At 67.7% G+C, this 18,499-nt stretch carries 18 protein-coding genes; 9 read left to right on the top strand and 9 right to left on the bottom strand.

Annotation, left to right across the window (positions count from 1 at the left end):
* The first annotated feature begins 96 nt into the window (after nt 1–96).
* The 3 genes from AB0M95_RS13525 (at nt 97) to AB0M95_RS13515 (ending at nt 2,215) form a co-directional block, all read left to right on the top strand.
* Entirely contained in the window at nt 97–981 is an 885-nt protein-coding gene (locus AB0M95_RS13525; protein WP_363763201.1) for a helix-turn-helix transcriptional regulator, read from the top strand.
* Complete coding sequence (locus AB0M95_RS13520; protein WP_363763198.1) at nt 978–1,220, top strand: DUF397 domain-containing protein; 243 nt, start codon at nt 978–980, stop codon at nt 1,218–1,220. The genes AB0M95_RS13525 and AB0M95_RS13520 overlap by 4 nt, the downstream gene beginning before the upstream one ends.
* 377 nt (nt 1,221–1,597) lie before the next feature.
* A complete protein-coding gene (locus tag AB0M95_RS13515) occupies nt 1,598–2,215 on the top strand; it encodes a phosphotransferase (RefSeq protein ID WP_363763195.1) in 618 nt (205 codons plus the stop codon).
* A gap of 328 nt (nt 2,216–2,543) precedes the next feature.
* On the opposite strand, the gene AB0M95_RS13510 is transcribed toward AB0M95_RS13515, so the two are convergent.
* The 5 genes from AB0M95_RS13510 to AB0M95_RS13490 all read right to left on the bottom strand — a co-directional run bounded on the left by AB0M95_RS13510 (nt 2,544) and on the right by AB0M95_RS13490 (nt 7,079).
* A complete protein-coding gene (locus AB0M95_RS13510) occupies nt 2,544–2,963 on the bottom strand; it encodes a hypothetical protein (protein ID WP_363763192.1) in 420 nt (139 codons plus the stop codon).
* 98 nt (nt 2,964–3,061) lie between these two features.
* Entirely contained in the window at nt 3,062–4,135 is a 1,074-nt protein-coding gene (locus AB0M95_RS13505) for an ABC transporter ATP-binding protein (RefSeq protein WP_363763189.1), read from the bottom strand.
* Nucleotides 4,132–5,004: an ABC transporter permease subunit gene (locus AB0M95_RS13500; RefSeq protein ID WP_363763186.1), complete on the bottom strand. Its 873-nt coding sequence runs from the start codon at nt 5,002–5,004 to the stop codon at nt 4,132–4,134. Before AB0M95_RS13500 ends, AB0M95_RS13505 begins: the two co-directional genes overlap by 4 nt.
* Complete coding sequence (locus AB0M95_RS13495) at nt 4,992–5,888, bottom strand: ABC transporter permease (protein WP_358523932.1); 897 nt, start codon at nt 5,886–5,888, stop codon at nt 4,992–4,994. The genes AB0M95_RS13500 and AB0M95_RS13495 overlap by 13 nt, the downstream gene beginning before the upstream one ends.
* Before the next feature lie 21 nt (nt 5,889–5,909).
* The gene (locus tag AB0M95_RS13490) at nt 5,910–7,079 is read right to left on the bottom strand and encodes an ABC transporter substrate-binding protein (protein WP_363763183.1); all 1,170 of its coding nucleotides are present in this window, start codon (nt 7,077–7,079) and stop codon (nt 5,910–5,912) included.
* A 279-nt stretch (nt 7,080–7,358) separates the two neighbouring features.
* On the opposite strand from AB0M95_RS13490, the gene AB0M95_RS13485 reads away from it, so the two are divergent.
* Entirely contained in the window at nt 7,359–7,625 is a 267-nt protein-coding gene (locus AB0M95_RS13485; RefSeq protein ID WP_358523928.1) for a DUF6504 family protein, read from the top strand.
* Nucleotides 7,625–11,266 (top strand): DNA polymerase III subunit alpha, encoded by a 3,642-nt coding sequence (dnaE, locus tag AB0M95_RS13480; protein ID WP_363763300.1) that lies wholly within the window; start codon nt 7,625–7,627, stop codon nt 11,264–11,266. Before AB0M95_RS13485 ends, dnaE begins: the two co-directional genes overlap by 1 nt.
* A gap of 4 nt (nt 11,267–11,270) precedes the next feature.
* Here the strand turns inward: dnaE and AB0M95_RS13475 are convergent, their stop codons facing one another.
* The 3 genes from AB0M95_RS13475 to AB0M95_RS13465 all read right to left on the bottom strand — a co-directional run bounded on the left by AB0M95_RS13475 (nt 11,271) and on the right by AB0M95_RS13465 (nt 13,667).
* The gene (locus tag AB0M95_RS13475) at nt 11,271–11,948 is read right to left on the bottom strand and encodes a hypothetical protein (RefSeq protein ID WP_363763180.1); all 678 of its coding nucleotides are present in this window, start codon (nt 11,946–11,948) and stop codon (nt 11,271–11,273) included.
* Between the two features lie 469 nt (nt 11,949–12,417).
* On the bottom strand, nt 12,418–13,350 hold the full coding sequence (locus AB0M95_RS13470; protein WP_363763177.1) for a methyltransferase domain-containing protein: 933 nt from the start codon (nt 13,348–13,350) through the stop codon (nt 12,418–12,420).
* A gap of 185 nt (nt 13,351–13,535) precedes the next feature.
* Entirely contained in the window at nt 13,536–13,667 is a 132-nt protein-coding gene (locus tag AB0M95_RS13465; RefSeq protein ID WP_363763174.1) for a hypothetical protein, read from the bottom strand.
* Between the two features lie 295 nt (nt 13,668–13,962).
* On the opposite strand from AB0M95_RS13465, the gene AB0M95_RS13460 reads away from it, so the two are divergent.
* The 3 genes from AB0M95_RS13460 to AB0M95_RS13450 are packed head-to-tail and all read left to right on the top strand — an operon-like array spanning nt 13,963 to nt 15,515.
* Nucleotides 13,963–14,184 carry a hypothetical protein gene (locus AB0M95_RS13460; protein ID WP_363763171.1) on the top strand — a complete coding sequence of 74 codons (222 nt, stop codon included), beginning with the start codon at nt 13,963–13,965 and terminating at the stop codon, nt 14,182–14,184.
* Complete coding sequence (locus AB0M95_RS13455) at nt 14,165–14,683, top strand: DUF6879 family protein (RefSeq protein WP_363763168.1); 519 nt, start codon at nt 14,165–14,167, stop codon at nt 14,681–14,683. The genes AB0M95_RS13460 and AB0M95_RS13455 overlap by 20 nt, the downstream gene beginning before the upstream one ends.
* Nucleotides 14,664–15,515, top strand: a complete 852-nt coding sequence (locus AB0M95_RS13450; RefSeq protein WP_363763165.1) for a helix-turn-helix transcriptional regulator — start codon at nt 14,664–14,666, stop codon at nt 15,513–15,515. Before AB0M95_RS13455 ends, AB0M95_RS13450 begins: the two co-directional genes overlap by 20 nt.
* A gap of 588 nt (nt 15,516–16,103) precedes the next feature.
* On the opposite strand, the gene AB0M95_RS13445 is transcribed toward AB0M95_RS13450, so the two are convergent.
* Nucleotides 16,104–17,003 carry a TIGR04141 family sporadically distributed protein gene (locus AB0M95_RS13445; RefSeq protein WP_363763162.1) on the bottom strand — a complete coding sequence of 300 codons (900 nt, stop codon included), beginning with the start codon at nt 17,001–17,003 and terminating at the stop codon, nt 16,104–16,106.
* Here AB0M95_RS13445 and AB0M95_RS13440 point away from each other — a divergent pair.
* The gene (locus AB0M95_RS13440) at nt 16,991–18,439 is read left to right on the top strand and encodes an HsdR family type I site-specific deoxyribonuclease (RefSeq protein ID WP_363763159.1); all 1,449 of its coding nucleotides are present in this window, start codon (nt 16,991–16,993) and stop codon (nt 18,437–18,439) included. The genes AB0M95_RS13445 and AB0M95_RS13440 overlap by 13 nt on opposite strands.
* The last annotated feature ends 60 nt before the right edge of the window (nt 18,440–18,499 follow it).

Here is an 18,499-nt window from a genome sequence, read left to right as displayed (position 1 = left end):
GCCCTATTGGCAGGCTGGAACTCCAGGCGGTGTTGCCCGTTCGCTGATGAAGGTTCGGGGCCGGTTGCAAGATGTTCCCCGTTGAGAGGAGGCGCGATGAGTGACAATCCCACCATCTTGCGGATGAGGTTGGGTGCCGAGCTGCGAGAGCTGCGGGAGAGGATCGGCTTGAGCCTCGATGCGGTGAGCAAGGCTCTTGCGGCCGATGATCTGGACATCTCCGTCTCGAAGCTGAGCAGGTTGGAGAATGGCAAGGGCGCTGTCCGGCTTCAGGACGTCCGTGCGCTCCTGGACTTGTATCGGGTCACGGACGGTGCTCAGCGTGACGCGCTGCTGCGGATGGCGCGCGACGCGAAGGCCGCAGCTCCGACTGCGTGGTGGACGGATTACGAGTCCGCTCTTCCGTCGGGACTCTCGACGTACGTTGGCATGGAGGCGGGTGCTGGGCGGCTGCTGACGTTCACGTTGACGCTGATCGAGGGACTGCTACAGACGGAGGACTACGCCCGTGCCGTGATCCAGGCGTGGGCTCCGATGGATCCGCCGGAGACGATCGAACGGCGGGTCGAGTTGCGTATGCAGCGCCAGAGGTTGCTGACGAACGATCCTCGGCTCGAACTGGTCACGATCATGGACGAGGTCGCGTTGCGGCGACCCATTGGTGATCCTTCGGCGATGCGATCACAACTGTGTCATGTGGTGGAGGTGTGTGAACACTGGCCGAATGTGTCCGTGCAGGTCATTCCCCTCAGCAAGGGCGCCTATGGGCCCCAGCATGGCATGTTCACCGTGATCGAGCCTAGGAATGCTGCTGACAAGCCAGTGGCATATGTGGACTCTTTGGGTGGAAACTTGTACATGCAGCGGCCGGAGCAGATCTCACGATTCAGGGCGATGTTCGGCCGCCTGCAAGCCATAGCCCTCGACCCCGATGAGTCGTTGCGTGTCATTCGGACTGCCGCCGAGGAGATGCGATCATGAGTGCTGCGGAATCGGCTGATCTCCAGTGGTTCAAGGCCAGAGCCAGTACTTCCGGCAATGGCTGTGTGGAGGTCGCGCACCTGCCTGACGGAGGCGTCGCCATACGTCACAGTCGCATGCCGAACGCCGAGGTCATTCGCTATACGGGCCACGAGTGGGACTGCTTCCTCGACGGGGTCAGGAATGGTGAGTTCGATCGTCCTGGGGTCGCCGATCACTCACGTGAGATACGTGGATAGGCCCGATCATTCTCCGCCTTAGGCCGACAAACAGCCTAGTAGGAGTGCCGGCAAGAAACGTGTCATGAGCCCCAGTGCGCCACGAAGCGCTGATCTGTCCGTACGGAGGTGAAAGACCGCCCTTGCTCTGTCGCCGTGGTGCAGAGCAAAGCTGGAGGCAGCCCAACCCCGGAATCGCTGAGGAGGGCGGGAGCAGCCCCGACAAAATCGGGTCCGCCCACGATCTTGACGGCTCGATCACGCAGCTCTTGGGGGTACTTCCGCTGCGCGGGCATGGCTCCCAGCCTTCCAGTCTTGGAAGCTTCCAACCCGGGGCACCTCATGCTTGTACTTTACGGTGATCCAGCTCTTGGCATTGGACCTTCACGTAGCGTGGGTTGGGATGCCCCGCGTGGAGGGAGATCAGATGGTGGCGAACTCATTCGCGGAGCGCGGAACTTGGGCGGCTGCTTCGAAGGCTTCACCTGCTGAAGCCACCGGAGTCGCTTTCGTTGCCTAACCTGCACGTCCTTGATCAGGCTCAGGGACGGATCGAACGAGCTCGGGGACTTTCCGAAGCGGAGCGTGGGGCGCTCTCCGGGGAGGCTGATCGGCTGAGCGACGCGCTGCCGAAGGTGGAGTTCAGGCTCCCGCGGTCGGTGATCCACGGGGACGCGAACATCGGGAACGTGCTGAAGCAGCCGGACGGGCGGGTCGTGATGTTCGATCTCGGTGGGGTGTGCTGGGGGCCGCCGGAGTGGGATCTGACGGCGACGGCCGTGTACCGGGATCTCGGCTGGCACTCAGAGGACGAGTATCGGGAGTTCTGCGAGGTCTATGGGTTCGACGTCGCCCAGTTGTCCGGGTGGCCGGTGTTGAAGGCGCTTCAGGAGCTGCGGATGGTGTGCTGGTTGGCGATGAAGTTCGAGGAGGACGAGGAGATCGCTGACGAGGTGCGGCGGCGGGTGGATGACCTGGCGCATCCGGGGCGGGCTCGAGACTGGCGGCCCTACTGAGGTCGGATGGGATGGAGGATCGGGCCGATCTGGGCTGTCAGGTCGCGAACGTCGTGGTGGGTGGCGTGGTTGTTGAGGGTGGTGGTCAGGTCGCGGAGGTAGGTACGGCAGCGGGTTGAGCCGGTCTCACGGAGGCGGGGTATGGCAGCGGCGACGACGGTGCAGGCTCCGAGGAACTCAAGGGATATTTCTTAGCAGGGGCGTGACATGCCGTCGCAGACGGCCGTTGGCTTTGTGGGTGGGTACACGGTGAGCTACCACGACGGAGCGGTGGGGTGGGTCTCACAGTGCTCAGCCACCAATGACAGAACAGTGAGCGTTCGGTGGGTCAGCGGGTGGTGGCGGCCGAGGCTGGGCCCTGGACGCTGAAGTCGTCATAGGACGTGTTCAGGGTTGAATTGGTTTTTTCAGGGACACGGGTGAGGAGGCCGATGCCGCCGCTGGGGAGGCCGTGCGGGTCCAGGTAGGACTGGACCTGTTCCCCGTCGACCCACATGGTGAGCCGGACGCCGTCGGAGGTCTTCGAGCATTCGGCCTGGAGCTTGACCGGGGTGCCCTTCTTGAGGCCGGCGACCGCCGCGGGATGGGTGAGGTTGCCCCCGACGCCCTTGGTCACGCGGCGGATGCGCGCCTCGCCCGCCGTGGTGAGCAGGAACTCGTACCTGCTGGCACGGCTCTCGTCGTCAGCGCGGCACCGGAGACCGTACTCGCCGGTGCCCGAGGACTCCCGCATGGTCGCCGTGACCATGATCAACAGCCGTTACGGCATGGTAGGGGTCGGCGTGGCCGAGGGGGCGGCCCCGCTGATACGGCCTCAGCCGTCCACCCCCATACAGCCTCACTCGTTCATGCCGTTACGGCCTCCGGAGCCGCCGAGGCGGGGGTGCGCGTGGCCACCAGGACCGGCCGTTCGACGAGGCGCACGCTGGCCCGCCCGCCCACCGCGAAACGCGCGGCGTCGTGCCCGGGCAGGTCCGCGACGATCTCCGTGCCGTCGCCGAGGCGCAGGAGCAGCCGTACGGACGCCCCGCGGAAGGAGGAGGTGACGATCAGCACGTCCCCGTCCTCGGCGGGGGTGACCAGCACGGTCTCCGGGCGCACCAGCACGTCCACCTCGGACGTGGCGGGACGGTCGCCGTGCACGGGGAGCCGCTGCCCGGCCACCTCGACGAGGTCGCCGGAGAGCCGTCCGGGCAGGTGGTTCATGGTGCCCACGAACTCGGCCACGAACGGCGTCGCCGGGCGGTCGTAGATCTCCGCAGGGGGCCCGGACTGCTCCAGCCGTCCCGCGCGCAGCACCGCGACGTGGTCGGCGACCGAGAGGGCCTCCTCCTGGTCGTGGGTGACGAAGATCGCGGTGATGCCGAGCGAGAGCTGCAGCCGCCGGATCTCCTCGCGCAGCGTGACCCGCACCTTGGCGTCCAGCGCGGACAGCGGCTCGTCCAGCAGCAGTACCCGGGGCTCCAGCGCCAGCGCCCGGGCGAGCGCGACGCGCTGCTGCTGGCCGCCGGAGAGCTGGTGCGGGTAGCGGTCGCCCTGCGAGGGCAGGCCGACCAGCTCCAGCAGCTCGGCCGCGCGGGCGTGCCGCTTGGCCGCGGGCACCTTGCGCACCCGCATCCCGAACGCCACGTTGTCGCGGGCGTTCAGGTTGGGGAACAGGCTGTAGGACTGGAAGACCATGCCCGCGTCGCGGCGGTTGGCCGGGACGCGCGTGATGTCCTCGCCGTCGACGAGCACGGCTCCCTGGTCGGGGGTCTCGAAGCCCGCGACGCAGCGCAGCGCGGTCGTCTTGCCGCACCCGGACGGCCCGAGCAGGGCGATCAGCTCGCCCGGCGCGACCGTCAGGTCCAGGCCGTCGAGGGCGACGGTGGTGCCGAAGGTACGGCGCAGCCCCCGGAACTCCACCTGAGCCCCGTTCACGATCGACTCCTTCTGGTTCCCGCGGTTGAGAGGACGAGCAGCAGCAGCCACGTGAGCAGCAGGCTGAAGATGGACACCGCGACCGACAGCTGGGGGTTCGCGCCGGAGACCGTGACGATCCACACCGAGAACGGCTGGAAGCCCAGCAGTCGCGCGATCGTGTACTCGCCGAGCACGAGGGCGAGGGTGAGGAAGGACGCGCTGGCGAGGCCGGACTTGAGGTTGGGGACGATGACCCGCAGCAGCACGACCGGCCAGGACGCGCCGCAGTTGCGCGCGGCCTCTACCAGCGTGCGGACGTCCATCGCGCCGAGCCCCGCGTCCAGCGCCCGGTAGACGAACGGCAGCGCCAGCACGGCGTAGGCGATGACCAGCACGACCGGGAACGTGGGGTTCTGGATCGCGAAGATCGTCTGGTAGAACGGCGTGGCCGCCAGGTAGTCGGGTCCCCAGCTCAGCACCGTGCTGATCCCGGCGACGAACGTGATCGGCGGGACGACCAGCGGCAGCGTGCACAGCACTTCGAGCACCGGCCGCAGCCGGGGCACGCTGAGCCGCACGGCCAGCATGGCGGGCAGCGTGAGCACCAGCACGAGGACGATCGTCGCCACCGCCAGCCCGAGCGAGAGCAGCAGGCTCTGCGCGAAGCCCTCGGCGGTGAAGATCTCCCCGTAGGCGTCGAGGGTGAAGCCCGCCACGGGGTCGTTCACGGTGAACACGAAGGACGCGATCAGCGGCGTCACGAAGTACAGCGCGGCGACGACGAGGACGACGCCCCGCCAGATGCCCGCGCGCCGGGAACCGCCGCCGCGCGGGCGCCGGGCGGGCGCCTCGACGTCGGGGAGGGCGGCCGGGGTCAGCGCAGCCATCGCGCGCTCCTGCGCTGAAGCGGAAGGTAGATCGCCATGACGATGCCGGCGATCACGACCATGTCCAGACTGAGGGCCAGGGCGACGTTCTCGTGGCCGATCAGCACGTTGCCGCCCAGCGCGTCGGCGATCTGCAGCGTCACCAGCGGGACGACCGTGCCGACCATGGCGGCGGCGGTCGCGTAGGCGGCGAAGGCGCCGCCGAACAGCAGGACCACCCCGCCGAGCAGGGTCGGGGTGAGCACCGGGATCCCGATGTAGCGCCAGAACTGCCAAGCGGTGGCGCCGTTGTTCTGCGCCGCCTCGCGCCACTGCGGCCGCAGTCCGTCCAGGGCGGGGACGATCACCAGCACCATCAGCGGCACCGAGAAGTACAGGTACACCAGGGCCAGGCCCCAGAAGCTGTACAGGTTCCAGCCCAGGTCGCCGAGGCCGAGGCGCGTGGTGAGCACGCCGGAGTTGCCGAGCGTGGCGATCCAGGCGAAGGCCAGCGGGACGCCGCCGAAGTTGGCGAGCACGCCCGAGGCCGTCAGCACGGCCTCGCGCAGGGCGCGGAACCGCGAGGTGACCACGGCCTGGGCGAGGAAGGTGCCGAGCACGGCTCCGGCGACCGCGACGAGCACGGACAGCTTCACGCTGCTGAGCATCGCCGTGAGGTACGCGCCCTGGAGCGACTCGGTGAGGTTGGCCACGCTGAGCGAGCCGCCCGCGGTGAGCGCCCCGCCGAGCAGGGCGGCCGCGGGGATGCCGAAGGCCAGGCCGACGAACACCAGCAGGGGCAGCGCCCCGGTCCAGCCGGCGGAGCGGGCCGTGGCCCTGCCGCCGCCCCCGCCCCGCTTCTTCAGGGGGAGGGGGGCGGGGGCCGTCGAGGTCGTCTCAACCATGTGGGAGGGAGTGCCGGGCCGTCAGCCGGAGACCGCGGCGCCCCAGCCGGAGGCCAGGACTTCCTTGGCCTTGGTGACCTGATCGGGGGTCGGGAAGGTGGGCGTTCCGTCGACCTTGGGGAGCTTCTCGACCAGCGCCGCGTCGGCGGTGCCGTCGGTCTGCATCGCGGGCAGCAGGACGGCGCGCGCGTACCCCTTCAGGTAGAGGTTCTGGCCCTCGGGGCTGTAGATGAACTCCTCCCACAGCCGCGCGGCGGCCGGGTGCGGGGCCCACTTGTTGATCGCCTGGGCGTAGAAGTTGGCGTACTTGCCGTCGGAGGGGACGGTGACCTTCCAGTCGACGCCCTTGGCGGCGAACTGGTCGGTGTAGCCGGCGTTGAGGTAGTCCCAGTCGATGCTGATCGAGGTCTCGCCGTTCTGCACGGTCGCCGGGGTCGACTCGACGGGGTTGTAGTTGCCGGCCGCCTTGAGCTTCTTGAAGAAGTCGAGGCCGGGCTGGATGTCGTCGAAGGAGCCGCCGTTGGCGAGCGCGGCGGCGTACACGCCGGCGAACGCCGAGCCCGACTTGGTCGGGTTGCCGTTCATCGCGACCTTGCCCTTGTACTCGGGCTTGAGCAGGTCGGCGAAGGTCTCCGGGCAGGTCTTGATGCGCTTGGCGTCGCAGCCGATGGAGACGTAGCCTCCGTAGTCGTTGTACCAGGTCCCCGCGGCGTCCTTCTGGCCCTCGGGGATCTTGTCCCAGGTCTGCACCTTGTACGGCGCGTAGAGGCCTTCCTGGCTGCCGCTGAGCGCGAACGCCGTGCCGACGTCGAGCACGTCGGGGGCGCGGTCCTGGCCCTTGCGGGTCTTGACGGCGTTGATCTCGTCGGAGCTGGAACCGTCGGGGTTCTCGCTGTTGATCTTGATGCCGTACTTGTCGCCGAACGCCTTGATGATCTCCCCGTAGTTCGCCCAGTCCGGCGGCAGGGCGATGACGTTGAGCTGGCCTTCCTTCTTGGCCGCCTCGACGAGCTTGTCGAAGCCGCCGAGGTCGGCCGCGGAGGTCGCGGTCGCGGCGGAGTTGCCGCCGGCCGAGGCGGAGGCTCCGGTCTCGGCGCCTGTGGTGGGCGCGGAGCCGCAGGCCGCGGCGAAAGAAGTGGCGACGGTAAGGACGGCGGCGAGGCCGGCGATACGCGCTCGTGATGAGTGCACTCTTGCTCCCACTTTCGGAGGTTGTGGGAAGAAGATAGGGGGGCCGGGACAACGGCTCGCGTCTACTTTCCTGCGCGTGGGTGTCTTTGTGTGAACAGCCGGTGACGTATCCGATCGCACCTTTTCACGATCAAGGCGCCAGGACAGTGGCCTGGTGGTGAGGTCTTTCCGGGGTGTGCTGATTTGCCCTCGGGGCTCTGGGAACGTATGTTCGAAGTAGCACCACCCGTCTTCCCCCGGGTGCTCCAGGTTCCAGAGGCCCAGGGAGAAGAAGCGCCATTGAGCAGAATCTACGGCGATCCCATCGAGGTGTGGACGCGCGACGGCGAGCCCGCCCGTTTCGTCTGGCGTGACCGTCTCTACGTCGTCCGCCGCACCCTCGACCACTGGGTGACCTCCCGCGAGTGGTGGAAGATCTCCGAGGCCGACCCCGGTGAGCGCCGGTTCTGGCGGGTGGAGGCGAGCCCCGGCAAGGACGTCGGCACCTATGAGCTGCGCTTCGACACCGCCAGCGGCGGCTGGCTGATGCTCAGGGCGTGGGACTGATGTTCCCCCACCTCCACGTCGCGTCCGCCTACTCCCTGCGGTACGGGTCGGCGTTCCCGGCCGCTCTGGCCGTGCGCGCCGCCGAGCACGAGATGGACGTCCTCGCGCTGACCGACCGCGACGGCATGTACGGCGCGGTCAAGCACGTCCAGGCGTGCGCCGGGGCCGGGATCGCGCCCGTCGTCGGCGTCGACCTCGCCCTCGGCGAGCCCGGCGGCGGACTGCACGGCGACAGGCACAGCGCCAGGCACAGCGACCGGCACGGCGACGACGGTGACCGGATCACCATCCTGGCCAGGTCCGGCGGGTGGGCGCACCTGTGCCGGCTCACCACCGCCGCCCACCACGCGGGGGAGCGGGGCGAGCCCCGGGTGACCCGCGAGCTGGTCGGCCGGCACGCCGGGGAGCTGCTGGTCATGCTCGGCCCCCGCTCCGACGTCGGCCGGGCGGTGGCCGCGCGCCGGGACGAGCACGCCCGCGCGCTGCTCGCCGCCTGGCGGGCCGTCGTCCCCGACGTCGTGGTCGAGGTCGTCGACCAGTTCGGCCACCGGGACGCGAGCACGGCCGCGCGCATGCTCGCTCTGGCCGAGTCGGCGGGCGTGCCGTCCGTGCTGACCAACGCCGTCCGCCACCTGGAGCCGGGGGACTACCGGGTCGGCGACGTGCTGGACGCCGCGCGCAAGCTCGTCCCCCTGCACCCGCGCCACCTGGAGCATTCCGCCTCGCACGCCTACCTCAAGAGCGGCAAGGAGATGTGGCACGTGGCCCTGCGCGTCTGCGGCGGCGACCGGGGACGGGCGGCGCGGCTGCTCGCCCGCACACGGGAGGCCGCCGGGCGGTGCGTGCTGGACCCGCTGGAGGTGCTCGCGCTGCGCGGCGGGCGCGAGCGTCTTCACCTGCCGGAGGTCGACGGCGATCCGGTCCCGCTGCTGCGCCGCCGGTGCGAGGACGGCCTGGCGGCCCGGGGGATGGAACGGTCCAGCGAGGCGCGTGAGCGGCTGGAGGACGAGCTGCGCGTCATCGAGCACAAGCAGTTGTCCGGATATTTCATTGTTGTTTCTGACATAACGGACATGATCCGCGCGATGGGCGTGCGCTGCGCGATCCGCGGCTCGGGCGCCGGCAGCCTGGTCAACCACCTCATCCGCATCGGCGAGGTGAACCCCCTCGACCACGGCCTGCTGATGGAGCGCTTCCTGTCCGAGGGCCGCGAGGGCCTGCCCGACATCGACGTGGACGTCGAGTCCGCGCGCCGCCTCGACTGCTACCGCGCGATCCTCCAGCGGTACGGCGAAAGCCGCGTGGCCTGCGTCTCCATGATGGAGACCTACCGCGCCCGCAGCGCGATCCGCGACGTCGGAGCCGCCATGGGCCTGCCGCCCCACGAGATCGACGTCATCGCCAAGGCGTTCCCGCACATCCGGGCCAAGCAGATCCGCGCGGCCCTGTCCGACCTGCCCGAACTGCGCGACAGCGGCCTCGGCGCCCACGCCCTGGGCACGATGTTCGAGCTCGCCGAGAAGCTGGACGGGCTCCCCCGGCACATCGCCCTGCATCCGTGCGGCGTGCTCGTCGGCAACTCCGGGCTGCGCGACCGCACCCCCGTCGAGCGCAGCCTGCTGGAGTTCCCGATGAGCCAGTTCGACAAGGACGACGTCGAGGAGGCCGGGCTGCTGAAGCTCGACGTGCTCGGCGTGCGCATGCAGTCCGCCATGGCCTACGCCCTCGGCGAGATCAAGCGGGTGGACGGCGAGGACGTCGACCTCGACCGGGGCGTCCCCCACGACGACCGCGCGACCTACGACATGATCCGCACCGGGCACACGCTCGGCTGCTTCCAGATCGAGTCGCCCGGCCAGCGCGAGCTGGTGGCCAAGCTGGAGCCGCGCACGATCCACGACCTCATCGTCGACATCTCCCTGTTCCGCCCGGGACCGGTCAACTCCGACATGGTCACCCCCTACCTGGAGGCCCGGCACGGCTGGCGCGCGCCGCGCTACCCGCACCCGAAGCTCCGGCCCGCCCTGCGCGAGACCCACGGCGTGGTGATCTTTCACGAGCAGGTCCTGAAGATCGTCGACGCCATGACCGGCTGCGGCCTGTCGGAGGCCGAGAAGATCCGTCGCAAGCTCTCCACGCCCGAGGGCCGCGACGAGGCCCGCGCGTGGTGGGAGGACCGCGTGCTCCCCGAGTTCGACCGCGCGACCACCGACCGCGCCTGGCAGGTGCTCGACGCGTTCGGCTCGTTCGGGTTCTGCAAGGCGCACGCGGCGGCGTTCGCCCTGCCCACCTACCAGTCGGCGTGGCTGAAGCGCCACCATGCGGCCGCGTTCTTCGCCGGGGTGCTCACCCACGAGCCGGGCATGTACCCCAACCGGGTCATCCTGGACGAGGCCCGCCAGTGCGGGGTCGCCGTCCTGCCGCTGGACGTCAACGCCTCCGGCCGGCAGTGGCTCGTCGAACGCTGCCCCCCACCCCCGCCGCCGACCGGCGTCCCGCCCGAGCAAGACCCTCCGCGGCGCGTCGGCGAGGGGTACGGCCTGCGGGTGCCGTTCTCGTCGGTCAAAGGCATCAGCGAGGCCGAGGTCGAACGCATGGTCGCCGGACAGCCCTACACCTCGCTGGCCGACTTCTGGGAACGCGCCCGCCCGTCCCGGCCCGTCGCCGAGCGCGTCGTCCAGGTCGGCGGCGTCGACGCGCTGCACGGCCTGCACCCGGGCGGCCCGCGCTGGCGTCCGGGCGAGCTGACCCGGCGCGACCTGCTCGCCCAGGTCGGCGTCCTGGAACGGACCTCCGCCACGGGCGTGCGGACCAGGTCCGGCGCCCGGCGGAGCGCGGCGCGGCGCGGCGAGACCGAACGCGGCTGGACGCGCCCGGGGACATCACCGGACGCTCCGGCCACTCCGGACCCTGTGAACGCGGCCGCCTCCGCCGTGCAGATCCCGATGGGCTTCACCGAGCACATCACGCCCGGAGAGCTGCCGGAGATGACCGCGGCCGAGGCCGTGCAGGCCGAGCTGGAGATCCTCGGCATGGACGTCAGCCACCACATCATCGCCTTCCACGAGGACCTGCTCGCCGCGATCGGCGTCGTCAGGGCCGGTGAGCTGCTCACGATGCGCAACGGCGCCGAGATCCTCGTCGCCGGGGTGAAGGTCGCCACCCAGACCCCGGCGGTGCGCTCCGGCCAGCGCGTGATCTTCACCACCCTGGACGACGCGACCGGCCCGATCGACCTCACGTTCTTCGAGTCGGTGCAGGGCCACTGCGCCGCCACGCTCTTCGGGTCGTGGCTGCTGGTCGCCCGGGGCGTCGTCCGGCGGGTCGGCGCGCGCGCCGTGTCCCTGCGCGCCCTGGACTGCTGGAACCTCGTCGAGCTCGACGAGATCTGGCGCACCGAGGGCATCGGCGCCGTACGGGCGGTGCTGGACGCCGTCCCGCGTGACCGGGGCGGCGTCGGAGGGCGCCGCGTGGAGTACGGCAACGGCTACCGGATCTCGCCGTACGCCGACATCGGCCCCGCGGGCGGCGTGCTGACGGCGCCGCGCAAGCTGTGGCACGCCAGCCCCGGCAGCTCGGGCCCTCCGCCGTCTGTGCCTATTGCCACGCCTTCGGCGCGGCGTGTCCGGGGCGCCCCTTAGGTGCTCAGTCCTGGGCGGGGTAGGTGTGGCGGGGGAGCGAGCGCAGGGCGGGCAGCAGCTTCAGGCGGGGCGCGATGCCCGAGGGGCGCGCGCTCATGCGCGCCCCGGTGATCTCCCGCACCGTCGCCGCGCACAGCAGGGCGGCCAGCACCGCGACCGCGAGCTCCGGCACACCGAGCCCGGTGAGGTCCTTGCCCTGGGGGGAGTGCGTCACGGGCAGCCGGGCGAGGATGAGGAACACGAAGCCCAGCCAGCACGCCCACCAGCCCGCGACCAGCACGAGCCACGTCTTGCGCCGCCCCTCGCGCAGCCCCGCGTCCTCGCGCAGGGCGTGCAGCAGCAGCGCCGGGGCCGCAAGGTTCAGCACGGGCACGAACCAGGCGATGCCGATCATCCCCGGCGTGGCGCCGGCCTGCCGCAGCCAGGCGAAGTACGAGCAGCCCGCCGCGACCGTCGTCGCGGCCACCAGCAGGATCAGCACGGCGAACCACGTAACCGCGCCGGTGACGGCGGCGGCGCCCGGGGCGTGCGGATCGTTGCCCAGCGCCGCCATCTGCCGTGCGAGCGTCTTGCCGCGGGCCTCCTCGAAGACGACCAGGCATGTCAGGGTGGCGATCTGGGCCGCGAGCGCCAGGTAGACGCCGACCGCCGCCCTGCTCACTGAGGATCTGGCATAGCGCATGTTGTCTCCCCCCGGCATGCGCCATTAGTCGTGTTCGCTCTGCGACGTAGCGCGACGCCTGACTCACTCCTATCCACGAGATCCCCGCGCTAATCGGCGAGCCGAGGGGAAGATCCGGGACACGCGCGAGATGATCTGAGGTTCGCTCGGGTACGACGGCTGAGACCTGGAGGGCCGGCCACGGGCGCCGCGATCACGCCGCGACGCCGGCGATCGGCCACGATGGTCCCGCGGCCAGGGGCCGGTGGTCGCTCCGGCCGTGAAGGAGGATATAAGGGCACCCCGTGGGCCCCCGTCCTGATCTACCGTGACATCCAGCTCAGGACACCCGCCCCGCTTACCGGTTACCCGGCTTGGCAGGCGTGCGCGAAGGGGGTAACCGCTCCTTCTCTTTCTTGTCCGGCTTCTGTGGCGTCCCTTGCTTGTCTCCTTTGCCCATGTCCCTCGCCTCTCTGCTCATGGTGACGGGCTAAGCTCGGCTCTTGATCGCGGTGACAGGGGTGTCCGGAGTGTCGAGCCAGACGTATTGCCCACCAGGAGTAACCGTCAGCCCGAACCGATCCCGATCAGGGCTGCCCCACTCGATCCAGGCGAAGAAGACGTCTTCCAGCTCGTCCCAGAGATTCCGATCGCCGTACTGAGTGACTTCATCACCGGCGACATGCGCCGCTGACTCGCCGAACCACAACGAGACCTGGAAGGGCTCGTCCGGTTTGGTGGTCGCCGAAACCCCTGGCATCAGACCGGCCATCGCAACATCCAGCCCGACGCCGCCCCTGAAGATCCGGCGAGGATCCACCGCCGCCGTGCTTTCCCGGTAATCGCCGAGATATTCACCTCCGGGCACACGCTGATCCCGGAGCATCATGTAACTGGCCCCGCGCTTGGAGAACCTGCCGCTCGCGACGCCGTTTCTCCCAACGGTCAGCACCGCCTTGTGACCGGGCTCGATTCCCGGCATCCACGGAAAGACGATGATCCCGCCGGGCCGTGTCTGCTCCACCCAGGCGTAGGGCACCGAGGCCACACCGCAGGTGACATGCACCCTGTCGAAAGGTGCTTGATCAGGGCAGCCCAGTGTCCCGTCCCCGAGGAGAAGCAAGGGGCCGTAACCGACTTTCTTGAGGTTTTCCGCCGCCACGTCGAGAACCGCTTCGTCTATCTCGATGCTGGTGAGGTTGGCTTCACCGACCCGATGAGACAGAAGAGCCGCCGTCCACCCGGTTCCCGTTCCGATTTCCAGGACCCTGTCTCCCTCGTAGGGCCGGAGAAGTTCCAGGAAATCGACCACGACGCCGGGAGCGGAAAGCGAGGAGGTGTAGTAACCTTCACCGGTCGCGATGTCCGTCGCGCCATCGTCCAGTTGTGTAATGATCGGGTGATCGGCGTACGCCGCGTCCATCCAGGCTTCGGTATCCTGCCGGCGGTCTATCAGATACCCGACCCTGTCATAAGGGGCGGCCCACGCCCTGCGCGGAACGAACAAGTGCCGAGGAACCTCGTTGAGCGTGGCTCTCCACTCCGGCTCTGTCAGATCCCCGCTCGCGTCGAGTTCGCGGCACAGAGCGCCGATGCGCTGACTGATACTCACTTGCCGTGCCGCCCGCCCTTGGCCGCGCCGTCCCCGGTCTCCTTTCCAGGCCGCTCGACCTTGAGCGGCTTGTCCTGTTTCTGCGATCCGGCATGCTTGGGCGTTTTGTCGTCCTTGTTCTTGGCCATGCTCTTCCCTCCATCGAATGGTCTGTTTGAGACTGGTGCAACGTACGGACTCGCGTAGGGGCCAGTGGCACAAGACGGCCGCCAGGGCGCCGGTTGTGACATCGGCACAGCCCGCGAAAGTCGTGGCTACGACGGTAAGAACCGTCATCCAGCGCCGTCCATGAAGTTGATGAATGTTGCCAACATGCGGACCTGGAGGGCAACATGTAGCCGGGGCATCGACGTAGCACTTGCACCACAGGGGCGCCAACGGAGAAACGCAATATCTCGCAACAAATAGGACAGGAGACTCGCCATGCGCCTGACGTTCATCGGCAAGGACCCGGAGTCCAACCCGACAGGATCACCTACCGTGTACCGCACGGATCGTGACACTTGGGTGGTGCAGGGCTGGATCGTCACGGACGCCGAAGCGCTCGCACAGATGGACATCCCTGAAGGAGAGACGTCCGTCGAGATCCCAGACAGGATCATTCAGTTCTTCAGAGAGCAGGGTCGTGACTCCCATAACGGATGAAGAGTTCGAGGGATTGCTCGCCGGCTTCGAGCGTGAAGCAATCCATCTGGAAACACGGGATTCATACGGGACGACGATAGAACTACCCCACATGGCCAAGTGGGCGGCAGGGGAACCGGATGATCTGGAATGGCTCCAGGGCTGGTGCGCCACCCTCCGCGATGGCGTCAAGGTCGGGAAGTCGGTCCGTCGGGCGCGGATCGTCTCCGAGCCGCTCAGCGACTACCAGCGTTGGTCATTCAGCATTGCGCATCCCATGGTCGAGGCAGGCGAAGACATCCGATGGGTTCCTCGTAGGCTGGTGTCGTCGATCGGCATCCCCGGAAACGACTTCTATCTCTTCGACGATCGTCTGATCGTGTTCCTGATCTATGCGGGAAACGGTCTGGGGGTCGGCAAGTTCGTTTCGACGGACCCTGCCGATATTCACCTTTGTCGCTCCTCCTTCGAAGCCGTATGGAAACTCTCGATACCTCACAGTGAGTACAAGCCCATCTAGTCCCGCCAAACAGGCGCAAGAAGCGCTTGGCGCCCGTCTTCGGGAACTTCGCAAAGACGCGGGTCTTTCGGGGCGGCAATTGGCAGCGGCGACCGGTCAGCACTTCACCCGCGTAAGCAAGATCGAGCACGGGGTGAAAACTCCAACAGACGAGGACATCCGCGAATGGTGCCGAGCCTGTGGGGTCGAGGACCAGATTCTGGACCTGATCGCCACCGTGCGTGCCATTGAATCCGCTTATCTCGAATTTCGGCGGCAGGCCCGCGCGGGGATTAAGCGGGTTGTTGGCGCTCATACTGTTCTATTGTATGAGCGGACCCGACTCTTTCGGATCTATGAGCACAACGTCATACCAGGACTGTTTCAGACCGCTGAGTACTCCGCGGCCATGCTGTCGTTCTGGATCAACTTTCTCGCGATACCAAACGATCTCGATGAAGCGGTCGCAGCCCGTGTCGAACGCCAACGGGTCATCTACCAAGGCGGCAAGCGGTTCGTAGTCTTACTCGAAGAACAGGCGTTAAGGACATGGTTCGGCACTGCTGAAACACAGGCAGGGCAGTTGGATCGACTGCTAGCGGTTATGTCACTTCCTACCGTCTCACTTGGGATCATTCCAATGATGACCGAGAGGATCGCTGTCGGCTCCACGGGATTCTGGATCTTTGATGATTCCTTGGTCGCGTTAGAGACGCCCACGGCAAGCATCGAAGTAACCAGGCCGCAAGAGATCGACCTGTACGCCAGGATGTTCGAACATCTCAAGGCATCCGCCGTTCACGGCAAAGCGGCCCGCACACTAATCGTCAAGACGCTAGACGAGTTGGGCTAACGCGGACGCGGCAGTTGTGCCGTCCAGACACAGGCACGCGGGGGCTCCGGCGCTGGACGGCATTTGCGATATGCGCAGGGCTACTCCAAAGAAATGTATTAATTCGGCGTGGGAAAATCGACGCTCCTGCACTGCTTCGCCGGGATCGCCAAGCCCGACTCCTGAGGCGACCGCGTCGCCCGATGTCCACGACGGCGTGATTCTCTCCCCCTCCGCCGGCGCGGGGGAGGTGCCCGCGTGATGAGCAGCACGACGAGAACGCGCGCACGGGGCGGTGGCGGTTCGGACTGCTGATGTCTTACGGCTGGCCATATGAGGCTAGCGACCCTTACGCACTCACGTAGTAGGCGTGGCCACCAACCATTCCGCGCGTGCGAGAAGTTCGTCGAAGGTCAAGATCTCCGGTTCGAGCGTGTTCCGCCGATACAGCTCGAAGGAACGGATCTTGTCCGGATGGTCACCACCTGCCTGGCCGATCAGCTCTTGGCGTCGGCCGCGATACGGCCGACGCGCGCCCGGGGCTTGCGCCGTGGAGTGCTGTTCGCGATGCGGGCGCACCGTAGCCGCTGGCTACGTCGTTGAGCGGCGTCAGGCCGCGAGAGCATTGGTGGCCGCCGAGATTCCCACCACTTCGACCTCGATGCCGTGACTGTTCAGCAGGCGGGCCGCGTTGGCGAGCGCGACGCGTGCCAACGGGAAGAGCGACTCGGGAGTCAGAAGGACGCCCTTCTTCAGCAGGATCGCGAACACGACCTTCCTTGGCCGGAAGCCGACGGCGATGGCGAGACTCCCCTTGCTGACCCGGGCGACCAGTTCGGCAAAGCGGCCGAGGGCTTCGTCCGAGCGGAGGAGGGTCTGGGCGGAGACGCCCCCCTGCGTGAACAGGTGGCTGAGAGAGTCGGCACCCTGGGCGAACTTGACGTGGATCAGGACGTCCTGAGGTCCGAGGAGATCGCAGACCTCGAAGCCACCTCGGTTGAAGAACACCGTGCGCACCATCTCCCGATCCATGCAGAGGTAGCCCGGGTCCAGGTCCTGAACACTGCGGTTGTAGGTGCGCTCGTGGTCACCCGGGCGCCAGGCGGGCAGATCCACCGATGGTCGATCCACGAACAGCCGCCGGATCTCATCCAGCTTGCTCTCCAGGTACGCCACGTCGATCTCGTACCACTCGCCGTCCAGCAGGAAGTACCGGCGGTCGTCGATCGCCACCACGGCCTCCAGCCACTTGATCGCGGCTGCTCCGCCGGTGGCGTCGGTGCACTCCTCGTCCCGGAACATGTGTACCTTGCCGGTTCTGAGCGCCTCCACCCGCTTGCCGGGTCGCTGGAGCCGGGCTCGTTGGAGGAAGTGCTCAGCGTGGAGCGAGTCCACCTTGACGCACGCGCTACCCACCTTGATGGTGAAGCGGCGTGCCTGGGCGTAGCCGTCGAGGCAGTCGGTGGGCACCACGGCGAGAACGTTCCCATCGGCGGATGAGCCCAGCATCTCGTCAAGGGCCTCATCGAGCCCGGCCTTCGTCGGTTCTCAGAAATCCGAGCCTCGGCAACCCGACGATCGTCGTGCTCACCGACCGGACCGAGTTGGACGACCAGCTTTTCGACGGCTTCGTAGTCAGCGAGTTGCTGCCGGAGAAGCCGCGGCAGCTCACCAGCCGCGAGGAACTGCGTACGGAGCTGGCCAACCGGCGCACTGGCGGAATCTACTTCACCACCCTGCAGAAGTTCGGCCGCACCAAGGAGGAGAAGGAGAAGGGCGCCAAGCATCCCACGCTGTCGGAGCGGCGCAACATCATCGTGATCGTCGATGAGGCGCATCGCAGCCACTACGACGACCTCAACGGGTACGCGCGACACCTCCGGGACGCTCTGCCGTACGCGACAATGATTGCCTTCACCGGTACCCCGATCTCCCAGCATGACCGGGACACCCGCAAGGTGTTCGGTGACTACATCCACCCCATCTACGATCTCACCCGCGCCGTGGACGATGGCGCGACCGTTGCCGTCTATTACCAGAGCCGTCACATCCCACTCAGCCTGGCCGAAGGCGTCGATGCCGAGCAGCTCGACGAGGAGGCCGACAAGGTCACGACCGGGCTTGACGAGGCGGAGCGCGAGCGGATCCAGCAGGCCATCGCGGTGATGAACGCGATGTACGGCGCACCTGACCGGCTGCAGAAGCTTGCCCGTGACATCGTCGATCATTGGGAGGCGCGTTCGGCGGAGATGCGCCCGTTCATCGACGGCCCCGGCAAGGCGATGATCGTGTGCGCCACGCGGGAGATCTGCGCGAAGCTGTACGAGCAAATTATCGCCATAAAGTCGGACTGGCACTCCGACGCGGTCGACCAGGGCAAGATCAAGGTCGTCTACAGCGGTGACCCCAGCGACACAGGGATCATCAAGACGCACGTCCGGAAGCCCTCCCAGCAGAAGGCCGTCAAGAACCGGATGAAGGACGAGGACGATGAGCTCGAACTGATCATCGTCAAGGACATGCTGCTCACCGGCTTCGACGCCCCGCCGTTGCACACGCTTTACCTGGACCGCCCGATGCGCGGCGCCCTGCTCATGCAGACGCTCGCCCGGGTCAACCGCACCTTCCGCACCAAGCAGGACGGCCTGCTCGTCGGATACGCCCCCATCGCTGACAACCTCTACGCGGGGCTCCAGGAGTACACCGGGAAGGACAAGGAGACCAAGCCGCTCGGCAGGGACCTGGAGGACGCGATCACCAAGGTCCGCGACTTGGTCGACACCATCGGCAACACCATTCTCGGGGGCTATGCCTGGCGTGAAGGGCTCACCGCGAGGACTCCGCGAGCCTTCCTGGACACGGCGCTGGCCGTGGTCAACCACCTCCGCGACCCGCTGACGCCAGGCAATCAGGTGACCGACCCTGACGAGCCGACGGCGCAGTGAGGCGCTGCGCGCCAAGGGCTACAGCTTCGAGCAGATCGCAGACCTGTTCGCCGTATACCA

Source organism: Sphaerisporangium sp. NPDC051017, from assembly GCF_040683095.1.
Taxonomy (GTDB): domain Bacteria; phylum Actinomycetota; class Actinomycetes; order Streptosporangiales; family Streptosporangiaceae; genus Sphaerisporangium.
The sequence above is the reverse complement of the archived record's forward strand: the minus strand, read 5'-3'. Positions and strand labels throughout refer to the sequence as shown.